Source organism: Corallococcus sp. AB049A (assembly GCF_003668885.1).
Lineage (GTDB): Bacteria > Myxococcota > Myxococcia > Myxococcales > Myxococcaceae > Corallococcus > Corallococcus interemptor.
In genome coordinates this window covers 1-11,096 of record NZ_RAWL01000293.1, presented here as the reverse complement: position 1 = coordinate 11,096, position 11,096 = coordinate 1, and the positions used below count along the sequence as shown (strand labels likewise).

General features: G+C 65.9%; 11 protein-coding genes. 5 read left to right on the top strand and 6 right to left on the bottom strand.

Annotation, left to right across the window (positions count from 1 at the left end; genetic code table 11):
* A partial coding sequence (locus D7X55_RS43545) for a hypothetical protein (RefSeq protein ID WP_158626431.1) occupies positions 1–648 on the top strand: 648 nt, incomplete at its 5' end.
* 257 nt (positions 649–905) lie between these two features.
* Complete coding sequence (locus D7X55_RS26905; protein WP_121724554.1) at positions 906–1,751, top strand: GC-type dockerin domain-anchored protein; 846 nt, start codon at positions 906–908, stop codon at positions 1,749–1,751.
* Between the two features lie 189 nt (positions 1,752–1,940).
* Here D7X55_RS26905 and D7X55_RS26900 read toward each other — a convergent pair whose 3' ends face one another.
* From D7X55_RS26900 to D7X55_RS26895, 3 genes are all read right to left on the bottom strand, one after another.
* Positions 1,941–2,123: a hypothetical protein gene (locus tag D7X55_RS26900; RefSeq protein ID WP_121724553.1), complete on the bottom strand. Its 183-nt coding sequence runs from the start codon at positions 2,121–2,123 to the stop codon at positions 1,941–1,943.
* Positions 2,124–2,330: 207 nt separating this feature from the next.
* Positions 2,331–2,756, bottom strand: a complete 426-nt coding sequence (locus D7X55_RS42975; protein ID WP_147470221.1) for a hypothetical protein — start codon at positions 2,754–2,756, stop codon at positions 2,331–2,333.
* 264 nt (positions 2,757–3,020) lie between these two features.
* A complete protein-coding gene (locus D7X55_RS26895) occupies positions 3,021–3,623 on the bottom strand; it encodes a hypothetical protein (RefSeq protein WP_147470220.1) in 603 nt (200 codons plus the stop codon).
* A gap of 411 nt (positions 3,624–4,034) precedes the next feature.
* On the opposite strand from D7X55_RS26895, the gene D7X55_RS26890 reads away from it, so the two are divergent.
* Positions 4,035–5,462 (top strand): alpha/beta fold hydrolase, encoded by a 1,428-nt coding sequence (locus D7X55_RS26890; RefSeq protein ID WP_121724551.1) that lies wholly within the window; start codon positions 4,035–4,037, stop codon positions 5,460–5,462.
* A 379-nt stretch (positions 5,463–5,841) separates the two neighbouring features.
* Here the strand turns inward: D7X55_RS26890 and D7X55_RS43540 are convergent, their stop codons facing one another.
* Positions 5,842–6,216 carry a DUF2500 domain-containing protein gene (locus tag D7X55_RS43540; protein ID WP_158616144.1) on the bottom strand — a complete coding sequence of 125 codons (375 nt, stop codon included), beginning with the start codon at positions 6,214–6,216 and terminating at the stop codon, positions 5,842–5,844.
* Between the two features lie 230 nt (positions 6,217–6,446).
* Here D7X55_RS43540 and D7X55_RS26880 point away from each other — a divergent pair, with 230 nt between their 5' ends.
* Positions 6,447–8,357 carry a GDSL-type esterase/lipase family protein gene (locus D7X55_RS26880; RefSeq protein ID WP_158626430.1) on the top strand — a complete coding sequence of 637 codons (1,911 nt, stop codon included), beginning with the start codon at positions 6,447–6,449 and terminating at the stop codon, positions 8,355–8,357.
* Between the two features lie 176 nt (positions 8,358–8,533).
* On the opposite strand, the gene D7X55_RS26875 is transcribed toward D7X55_RS26880, so the two are convergent.
* Together D7X55_RS26875 and D7X55_RS43535 are read right to left on the bottom strand one after the other, a co-directional pair.
* Positions 8,534–8,935 carry a hypothetical protein gene (locus D7X55_RS26875; RefSeq protein WP_120546830.1) on the bottom strand — a complete coding sequence of 134 codons (402 nt, stop codon included), beginning with the start codon at positions 8,933–8,935 and terminating at the stop codon, positions 8,534–8,536.
* 448 nt (positions 8,936–9,383) lie between these two features.
* Positions 9,384–9,752 carry a DUF2500 domain-containing protein gene (locus tag D7X55_RS43535; protein WP_158626429.1) on the bottom strand — a complete coding sequence of 123 codons (369 nt, stop codon included), beginning with the start codon at positions 9,750–9,752 and terminating at the stop codon, positions 9,384–9,386.
* 250 nt (positions 9,753–10,002) lie between these two features.
* Here D7X55_RS43535 and D7X55_RS26860 point away from each other — a divergent pair.
* A partial coding sequence (locus D7X55_RS26860) for an endonuclease/exonuclease/phosphatase family protein (protein ID WP_368666509.1) occupies positions 10,003–11,096 on the top strand: 1,094 nt, incomplete at its 3' end.

The following is an 11,096-nucleotide window of genomic DNA, read 5'->3' as shown; positions in this document are numbered from 1 at the left end:
ACCCAGCCCCAGCAGCCCGCGCCCCAGCAGGAGGACGAGGGCCGCGCCGTCTCCGCCATGGCCGCGACGGCCATCACCTGGGAGGACTTCACCCGAGCCCACACCACCACCTCCCTCACGTGCATCAGCGCCAGATACGCGCATTCGTGTGCCTTCTGCGCGAACAACAACGACTACCAGCTGGAGTACTCGAACAGCTCGTGCACCGGCCCGAACGACACCTTCAACTCGTGCATCACCTGTGACAAGGCGTGGCTCACCGACATCCAGCCCATCTACCTGCCGGACGGTGACCTCATCAACGTCATCGTCGAGCACAACGCCGCGTCGCCGGATGTGGTGGAGTTCCGGCTGGAGTCCGGCTCGGCCGTGACGTGGTGGAAGCAGGTGGGCCTCGTCGGCGGCGGCGACCACTGGAAGGTGTGGAACGAGAACGGCAACTCCTGGTGCAACTGGCCTTCTGCTTCGACGGCCAACTGCAACACCAACTCGCAGTGGACGAGCATCGTGACCGACCCTGGCTCGTACTTCGTCTTCAGCAAGGCGAAGGGAATCTTCGCGGTCCACACCGAGATGTACAGGCTCTACAACCTCGCGGACCGGCTCAGCGGCGGCGACCGCGTGACGTTCCGCTGGACCAAGGACTGACGTCCCGTCACGGCGGGGCCGCGCACCGGCCCCGCTCGCTTGAGAGGCGGGAGCGATTGTCGAGTATGGTCGGCAACACGTGGCGTCGCGAGATGTCAATGCTCGGGGTGCGGGGGAGGGAGACGAGGGGCACGGATTTCTTCTTGTGTTTCGCGGAGTGACGAGCGCAGGCGGGCCGTCACCGGATTGGTAGGGATTCCGTCAGGCAGGGCGCCTAAGTTGCGCGCTTGACCCCGTCACGCAACTTGGAGGTTTCCATGCGTCGCATTCACATGCTGGCTGGTGCTGTTCCCCTCTTCGCGGCCACATCCACGCTCGCGCAGGCGCAGTTCATCACTCCGTCGGAGGGCACCCGCTCGGTGTCCGCCACCGTCATCGCGAAGGACGCCGGCATCACCAACGTCAACGCGTCCGACTCGCGCCGGACGAATGGCTTCGAGGACTTCAACGAGAGCCTGGAGCTGAAGGCCAGCGAGCAGCCGCAGTACGACGACACGCACAGCCACGCGGACTCGAATGGCTCGGGCACGGAGACGTCGAGCATCACCGGCTCCCGCATCAGCGCCGAGGTCCGGGCCACCGCGAATGGCTGGACGCAGGCCACCGGGCGCGGCTACGCCACGGGCAACGCGGACTTCTACCTGACGTTCCAGCTCAACCGCTTCGCGCGCTACGCGGTGTCCGGCGATGCGACGGCGGACACGACGGCGGGGGTGTACGGCGGCTCCACGTCGCTCGTGTACATCGCGAGCCTCACCACCGGCGAGCCGGTGCTGTCCATCGACATCGGCAACACGGACTCGGACTCGGTGCGCCGCAAGGGCTGGCTGTTCCCCGGGCCCTTCACGCTGCAGGGGGACGTGTCCGCGCTGGTGGACGCGCGCGAGGGCACCGCGGGTACGGCGACGTCGTGGTGGAAGATGGACATCCAGTTCTTCTGCCCGGCCGACTACGACACCAACGGCACCGTGAATCAGGCGGACCGCGACGCGTTCCTCAACGCGTGGAACGCGGGCAGTCTGGACGCGGACGCGGACGGCAACGGCGTGGTGAACAGCACGGACCGCACCACGTTCCTGCTGGCGTACGGCTCGGGCTGCTGAAGCAGTCGCTTGAAGCACCGGTGCGGGAGGGCGACATCCCGCACCGGTGTCCCAGCACGTCCAGTAGACGCACTGGCGGACGACTCCCTCGTGGGCGGAGCTCGCCTCGGCTGGCGCTCAGCCGCAGGTGCCGCAGTCGTCCTTGCAGCTCAGGGAGTCGTTCTTCTCCCCGCAGACCTCGGTGGGCTGTCAGATGCCATCACCGCACTTGTAGAGGTTGCGCTTGTCCATCCGCGTGGTGAGGGGCCGGTAGGTGACGCCGTTCCAGGTGCAGGACTCGTAGAACGTCTTCGACGCGTCCATGCCGCAGTGGCGCTCGCAGCGGCCGACGTAGGCGAGCGGTGCGCAGCGGCGGCGGTTGACCTCCTCCAAGTCGGGCGGGTCGTCCGTGCTGGCCTCCGCATCGGACTCGTCGTCGAGCAGGCGCGGGACGAACTCTCGCGGGGCCTGAGCCGGTCCTTGTCACGCCCCACGAAGGCGCCCTCGCCTCCTCCTCCGTGACGGGAATGGCCAGGCCATCCGCCCGGCGCCCCAGCACGGAGATGGGCACCCGCATCCCGTACTTGTTCACATGCGCCGTCAGGCACGCGGACACCACCTGCTCCTCCAGGCCAGGTGTGCGACGGGTGCGTGGTGGCGTCCGCGTAGGTTCGCTGCTGGCCTTCCGGGACGGCGCAGTGGACGACGTACCGCATCACCATGTCCGGCCAGCACCGGATCCTTGCGGAACCAGGACGCGAAGGCGCTGCTGGACAGGCCGTTGAAGGACAGCCCGTTGGTCGAGGAGGGCCGCTGACGGGGGGCCGCCGAATAGCTGTGATTCCTTCGACTCTTGTCATTCCAGCTGACGGAGTCCCTGAATCGGTTTCGAAAAAGGCTCACGGGAGCCTTGACCTGGTAGCGGCCCTCGCAGGTGAACTGAATCCAGTCTTCATCCATGAGGTCGGAAATCTCATCCTGCTTGAGCCGGAAATAAGGCTTGTCCCCTAGATCCTTCATTGCCATCTCCCTGTCTTGACTTGGTTCTCGCCCTGGTTCAGGTGAGGCACCGGGTCGGGGTCGCAAACCACATGACCGCGCTTTCGGCAGGCATGTTTCTCAAAGCTGTCGGCGCCATCAAACAGTCGGGCCCATCGCGCTGGTATAGGAACTCTTGTCGGTGGAGCCTTTTCCTCGCCCATGGAATGGGCCACCCGGTCTGATCACTTCGGTTGACTGGAGTCTGGCTTGAGGAGACGTGGCGGCTGAAGCCCTGAGGGGCCGCCGCGCTCACCACTTCAGCAGGTAGCGGCCCACCTGACCGTTCTCGGAGACCTGCACCGGCGTGACGGTGCCCTGCTCCCGGGTGAGCTCGAAGACGAACTGGAACACGCCCTCCCACGCGACGAAGACGAGGCGCGGGGCGGATTCCACCAGTCGCACCACCAGTTCCCCGGAGCGGGGAGAGAGCTCGGTGTAGCGGTACTCAGTGCCGTGCTCGTACATGCCACCAATGGCGCCGAAACGGCTGAAGAGGGTGGACGGAGAGGCGCCCATCAGGCCCAGCAGCGTCTCGGCGAACTGGCGCACCATGGGCCCATAGCCGTCCCGGGTCACCTCCAGGCTGAACCGGCGGACGGCGTCCTCGCCGCCGTCCATCGCCACCGCCGCGTAGATGTCGTCCAGCACCGAGCGATGCACCCACGATGTGCGCAGGATGAGCTTGTCGAAATAGACGGCCGTCGCGGGGCTCACCCGCTGGCGCATGGTGGCGCGCACGCCCTTCTTGTCGAAGTGCTTCAGGAAGTTGAGGATCGAGGTTCCGCTCACCTCGTGCCGGGCGGCAGGAGCCTTGTCCTGGGAGGACTGGGATGGGGCGCTGCTCGGGTTCATGGGTGCTCCCCCCGCGGCGGTGCCCACGCCGTCCATCGATTGGCGTTCCAGGCATTGCGCCGTGAATGCGAAATCATCTGATTTCACTGAACACAAGAAGAAGGCACGCGCAGTGAAACAGGCTCCCTTCTCGAGTCTCATGGCCCCCCATGTCTTCGCTGCCATTGTCCGACCCATCTCCGGAAAACAACCGAGCAGCCTTCGCGGGCCGCAGCGCGTCGCGCCAGGCAATCTTGAGATGCAGGTAACCGTTCGCATCGACCCAGGCGTTGCAGCCATCCCAGGAGTTGGGCCCCGGGCCGCCCTGACCACGGCGCACCTCCCAGTGATGGCCAGAGGTGGGCTGGGACCGGGTGAATTGCGATCGTGGGGCCTCTCTGGGAAGTTCCCGGGCTCTCTTGGAGCGTGAACATGAAATGCCCCACTTTCGCAGCGGTGGTCGCCCTCTGGGGTGCACTCGGTCTGGGTGGCCTTGCGCGGGCCTCCGAGCAGGGCACCGCGTCCCGTGCCGATGACTTCGTGGGTTGCCCGGACGCGAAGTCGGACGCGGCGCTCGCGGGTTCCCTGTGCGCTCGCTTCGGCGCGCCGTTGGACTACGCGGCCCCCAACGGGGAGCAGGTCGAGCTTTTCGTCCGCAAGTTCCCGGCGGTGGGGCGTTCGGCCGGGCAGGTCTGGCTGGTGGCGGGTGGCCCCGGCGAGTCAGGGGCTTCGTTCTACCCGCTGCTGAAGACCCTTCGGTCTTCCTTCCCGGGATACGACCTGATGATCCCGGATCATCGCGGGACGGGGTTCTCGAGCCGGCTCTGCCAGAAGGAGGAGTCCGCCGACAGTGCGGGCGGCGCCGCGCTCGAAGGCGCCGAGTGGGCGACCTGCTTCGAGGCGCTGGAGGCCCATTCCAAGCGCACTCGCGCCTTCACCATCACGCACTCCGCCCGCGATCTGCGCGCGCTGATGGAGCGATATTCCACCGGCCGGAAGACGTGGCTCTATGGGGTCTCCTACGGCACGCAGCTGGTATTGCGCATGATGACGGTCGCCCCGCCGAAGCGGCTCGATGGGATCGTGCTGGATTCCCTCGTTCCTCCGGAAACGACCCGGCAGTGGGACCTCAGTCATCGCTCGGCCGTCGTCGACGAGGTGGGCCGCGGGGTGCTCGCGCGTTGCGATGCGGATCCGGGCTGCCGTGCGCGTCTTGGGAATTCGGCGGTCGCCGCCATGCAGAGTCTTGTCGATGATCCCAGGTTGTCGGAGGCGGTCCCTGGTGGGCGTCCGAAACTCTTCTTCGGGGCACTGCTGGACAGCCCGGCACTGCGGGCGCGGATTCCCCTCATCCTCGCGGGCATCCGGGGCGGAGACCTCGCGCCGTTGCGGAAGGTCGAGCAGGACCTGGAGGCATTGGGTGCCCCGTTCGACCACTTCCCGCAGGCATCGCTCTCAATTCCGCTCGTCGCGGTGATCAGCGCCTCCGAGAACAACGCCCGGCCAGGCCTCACCCAGGCCCAGGTGGATGCCGAAGCCGCAGGGCTCCTGTTCGTCAGCAGCCTGCCGGGGCAGCTCGTCGGTCGAACGTCACTGGCCTATCCGCGTGACGAGTGGTTTGGCCGCTCTCCCGCCACGCTTCCGCCGGTGCTGGTGCTCCAGGGCGACATGGATCCCAAGACGCCCCTTGCTGGCGCCCAGGCCCATCTCCGCCTCCTGCCCGAAGCCGCGGGCGTCAACCTGGTCACCGTCAAGGGTGGGCCGCACTTCCTGCTCTACACGGCGCCAGCTTGCTTCAAGGCCACGGTGAGCACCTTCATCCAGAAGCGACGTGCGCCTCGCGCGGCCTGTTCGCTTTGACCGGATGCAAGCCGGACGCGTGAACCGCTCCGGCTGGGTGACGACGCCTTCGGGCTCCACTGCGCCCAGGAGTTGCCGCACGATGTCTTTGACCTGGTGGACCTGGCGACGGGCCACGCGTCCACCCTCGAGGAGTCAGGCCCGGTCGTGCGGCGCGTTCACGTCTGGACCGGAGCCGACCCACTCCCGCGTCACTTCAACGGGTTCGCGATGGCGGCGCTGCTCGTGCGAGGCCGCCGGTACCTGCGGCAGGAGTGGGCTCCGTTGGAGGAGTCCTGCGTCCTTGAGCAGCACCCACCGCACCCGATGCGGAAAGGACAGCGTCCACTGCCATCACATGCGCCCGCTTCGTGTTGCAGGAGGGGCGGCGTGTCGCGGCCTACGTATGGACCGGCCGAGGGAAGCTCTGTCCTTGTTGGGTCGGCTGCCGCGCAAACTCCTGGAGCCACCTTCCCCGCGTGATGAGGGTGCCCTGGTCGCCTTCGGCCAGGAGGCCATACTGACTGTCGAAGGTCTCGAACTCGTCGCGGCTGCCGTCCTGGAACTCGAACGTCACGAAGTAGCTCTGGGTGTAGGAGTATCTCTGGGCGTAGGGGTAGCTCCTCCGGGCGTATTCATTGATCGCCTGCCGTTTGGCGACGACGCGCCCCTGCCGCGTGAGCTCGGGCTCGAGACGGTCGCGGATGATGCGGGCCGCAAGGGCGATGCACGCAAGGACCATGCAGACGAAGAAGAGTTTAATGAGCATTTCCATGGATTCTCCTCCGCAAGGCCTGTCCCTCGGGTCCGCGACCTTGGCCGCAACTAGAAGGTGAGGCCGGTCTTCTCGTTCTTGCAGTTGAGGTCCTCGAAGACGCGGGAGCTGGAGCAGGGATGGGCGGTTGAATGCCTGATGCGCCTTCAGGGCGCACTCGGCTCCGCCAGCCGATGGCTCCAGCCGCCCCCCGCCTGGCCAGAAGCGTCTCCCCCCTGGCGGGGGTTTCCATGGAGGAAACGCAGGATGTGAACGCGAGCGGCGATGGGCGCACCTGGCCCCTGGCCGCCGCGCTGACAGGGAGGGGAAAACACATGGAGCCATTGAAGAGAGTCCCTTGCCCACGCGCGCTTGCCAGCCCGCTGACGGCGTTGGTGCTCGCCCTGGCGTCGGTGGTGCTGATGGCGCCGGTTCCGCCGGAGGATCCCGCCAGGGACTACTCGGAGCGCATGTTCATCGGCCAGTTCAACATGGCGGGTGGAAGCGATGAGTACGGAGGCCATGGCAGCGAGGCGCCCGAAGCCCTGGTACGAAGCATCAAGGGCCGCAGTCCCGCACTGGCATTTGTCACCATCAACGAGGGCTGCAAGGACTGGTTGGACTACCTCGACGAGCAATTGCCTGACTACAACGTGAAGTTCGACCCTGTCTTCAAGAACGACGACAAGGGCAACCCACAGCCGCAGCCATGTAAACACGACTCCCAGTTCGGCAATGCCATCGTCTACCGCAAAGACTTCTCCGACTTCCAGACGAAGTCATATGAGTTGCAGGACGCCGTGGGGCACGCGCAACGCAAGATGCTGTGTCTGGGGTCGGATTCGAAACGTCTGGTGGTCTGTACGGTCCATCTCGTCAGCGGTGAGGACCACAGGGAACAGCGAGAGCAGGAGGCGGAGCGGGTGCGCCGCTGGCTGGCCAAGGACTACGCGGGCTACACCGTGATACTCGGTGGCGACCTGAATGACGAGCCTGGGTCCGAGGCGCTGAGCAGCTTCTATCTCTCTGACTACGGACAGGACGCGCATGGGGCGCTAAAGGAAGTCGACAGCCCCTGCGGGGATGACATCAATGAGCGCGATTCCTGCCGCGACGGCGAGCACACTCACGGCGAGCTGCCGGGGGGCTTGCTCGGTGGCATCAATGAGAAGTTCGACTATCTCTTCGTGAGCCCCAAGGTCACTGTTCACGACGCCGATGCCACCAAGTCTCTCTACTCCGACCACGACCCGCTCTGGGCGGATGTAGAGGTGACCTACCCCCATGGGGAGCAACGCAGCTCTCCACCGGCACAGCCTCCCCCGGCGGCGTCCTTGCCGCGCTACGTGGCGATGGGCGACTCGTTCTCAAGCGGCGACGGAGCCGGCGACTACTACCCGCCAACGGGAGACAGGCCGGAGCACTGCAAACGCTCGCGCAACGCGTATTCACAGGTGATCGCGTCGCGCGTCGAGGGAGCTCTCCGCCACGATCCGCAGCAGGATTTTGTCGCTTGCAGCGGAGCCAAGGCGAAAGACGTCCTGAATGACATCAGGAATAAGCATCTCGGTCACTTGGATGAAAGCGTCGGGCTGGTCACGATCTCCATCGGAGGCAATGACCTCGATTGGGCGAACACGATCGTGCAATGCGTGCGTGCCCAGTTTTATGGGCCGGACAACAGGCCAAGAATGCCGTTCCCTGGGCTTGGCGAGACGTGCAACAATATCATCAAAAAGGTGGTGGATCCGAAACTGGGCGGAGTCTTGAGCGACCTGCAGGCCATCCTCCAGGAGATCAAGATGAAGTCCTCGAACGCCCAGGTCATTGTGGTCGGCTACCCGGTGATCATGGAGCCGACCGACAGGGCGAAGGATTGTGTTCAATCCGCGGGGCAGTTCGTCCCGACCGGCATGAGAGGCGATGTCCGCGACGCCACCGCACGAATCAACAAGGAACTCCGCGCGGTGGCTGAACGGGAGGGAGCCCGCTTCGTCGAACCGGCGCCGAATTTCGAGGGTCACCAGATCTGCGGAGAAGGTAGCGAATGGTTCAACGGGTTGCACGGCGATGAGGCGCCCTTCCATCCCAACAAGGCCGGGCAGAGAGGCTACGCAAGCGCGATCCTCCCCCACCTGAATGCTCCCCTGGATGACGATTGAGGCTGGATGAGCACGGAGCGGACCGAGGGCCCATTGGCCCGCCTGCTTTCTACTGTCGCCCTCGCGATGCCAGCCGGGCGGCAGGCCGCAGGGGCGTGGGCTTCCAGGTCACCGTGGGGGCTTGGGCTCAATACCAGGCGCGCAAGCGCCCTGTCCTCCTCCGTGAACGCGGCGGATTACTCGAGTTGGAGACCGCAGTCGCTGCAGGCGCCCGCCACCAGCGGGGCGACCGTTCCGCAGGCCGGGCAGGGAGGCTCTCCCTCTTCTTCGGTGGCTTCTGACGGGACGGCGGTCACGAGGCGGGGAGTCGCCCCCTCTGGCATCAGCCCCTCGCGGCGCACCATCTCCAGCCATCCCTGCTGGAGCAGGGCGGCCACCCGGGGCCCATCATCGGGCCGCACCAGCACCTGGAACTTCGGAGAGCAGCCGACCTTGCCGCACGCCTCACGGTGGACGAGCGCGGGGACGTCCGCGTCCAGGAAGCCCTCCACCATCCTCCGGGCGTCCGCGAGTGACAGCTCCGCGCACGGCACCAACTCCGCGTCGGCCAGGACTCTCTGCACTTCGTCTGGGGTCATGAAGGCCGGGATTGGACCCCGGATGTGCCCCCTCCGTCCACCGCGTCACGAACCGCAGCCGCGCGCATCCTTCCGCACGAAGACGCGGACCGGCAGAACCAGAGGAGGCGCTTGTCCGGCGCATCCGCCATGAAGAAGAAGGTTCGCGTTGCAGGAGGGGCACACCCCTCGCCCCTTGCACGAGAAGGCGATGAGCACTCCGCCTTCCAGGTACCTGGCGAAGTCCCGCTCCACGTACCGGGGCAGGCCGCGTCCCACCTCACCTGCCTCCGCCAGCGGCGGGGCGAGGTGGACCCCCGGCTGGTGCGCGTCTTCGACGTGTTCGCTGGCAAGGTGTTCGTGGCCCCCAAGGCCCAGCAGCGGCGGCTGGGGATGTTCGCCTGGCGTACCCGGACTGGGTCTACGGCCTCACGTCGGCCCGGCTGCTGGAGGGGCGGTGTGTCGCGGACTACGTAGGGAGCGGCCGGGGGAGGCCCGGTCCTCGTTGGGGCCGCTGCCGCGCAAACCCCTTGAGCCTCCTTCCCTGCGTCGTGAGGGTGCCCTGGTCGCCTTCGGCCAGGAGGCCATACTGCCTGTCGAAGGTCTCGAACTCGTCGCGGCTGCCGTCCTGGAACTCGAACGTCACGAAGTAGGCCTGGCCGTAGCTCGCGATCGCCCCGTAGCTCGTGAACGCCTGCCGTTTGGCGACAACGCGCCCCGGCCGCTTGAGGACGGGCTCGAGACGACGGCCGCGGAAGAAGTGGAACACGAGGGCCGCAAGGGCGATGCACACAAGGGCCATGCAGGCGAAGAAGAAGAGGATGATGAGCAATTCCATGGATTCTCCTCCGCGAGGCCTGTCCCTCGGACCCGCTACGCTGGCAGCAACTAGAAGGTGAGGCCGCTCTTCTCGTTCTTGCAGTCGAGGTCCTCTGCAGTGCTGCGCGTTGCGCGCTCCAGCCGACAGCCAGGCAGGGATGGGCGGTTGAACGACTGACGCGCCTTCAGGGCGCACGCGGCTCCACCAGCCGATGGCTCCATCCGCCCCCCGCCTGGCCAGAAGCGTCTCCTCCTTGGCGCGGGTTTCCATGGAGGAAACCCAGGATGTGAACGCGAGCGGCGATGGGCGCACCTGGCCCCCGGCCGCCGCTCTGACAGGGAGGGAAAAACACATGGAGCCATCGAAGAGAGTCCCTTGCCCACGCGCGCTTGCCAGTCCGCTGACGGCGTTGGTGCTCGCCTTGGCGGCGGTGGTGCTGATGGCGCCGGTTGAGCCCGCCCAGGACTACTCGGAGCGCATCCTCATCGGCCAGTTCAACATGGCGGGTGGAAGCGATGAGTACGGTAAAAGCGAGGAGGAGCATGGCCCAGGCCTCAAGGCGCCCGAAGCCCTGGTGCGAAGCATCAAGGACCGCAGCCCCAAGCTGGCATTTGTCACCATCAACGAGGGCTGCAAGGACTGGTTGGACTACCTCGACGAGCAATTGCCTGACTACAACGTCAAGTTCGATCCTGTCTTCAAGCGCGACGACAAGGGCAACCTCCAGCCGGCTCTGTGTAAACACAACTCTCGGTTCGGCAATGCCATCATCTACCGGAAAGACTTCTCCGACCTCCAGATGGAGTCATTTGACTTGCAGAGCGGCCCGGGCCGCGAGCAACGCGGGATGCTGTGTCTGAGCTCGGATTCGAGGCGTCTGGTTGTCTGTGCGGCCCATCTCGTCAACGGTGATGACCACAGGGAACAGCGACAGCAGGAAGCGGAGCGGGCGAGCAGTCTGCTGGCCCAGAACTACGCGGGCTACACCGTGATTCTCGGCGGCGACCTGAATGACGTGCCTGGGTCCGAGGCGCTGAGCAGCTTCTATCTCTCTGACTACGGACTGGGCGCGCACGGGTCGCTCAAGGAAGTCGACAGCCCCTGTGGGAATGACATCAACGAGCGTAATTCCGGGGCAGGGGGGTGCCGCGACGGCGAGCACACTCATGGCGAGCTTCCGAAGGGCTGGTTGGGCGGCGTCATGGAGAAGTTCGACTATCTCTTCGTGAGCCCCGAGGTCACCATTAACGACGCCGATGCCACCAAGTCGCTCTACTCCGACCACGACCCGCTCTGGGCGGATGTCACGGTGACCTACCCTCATGGGGAGCATCGCATCTCACCTCCGGCACAGCCCCCTCC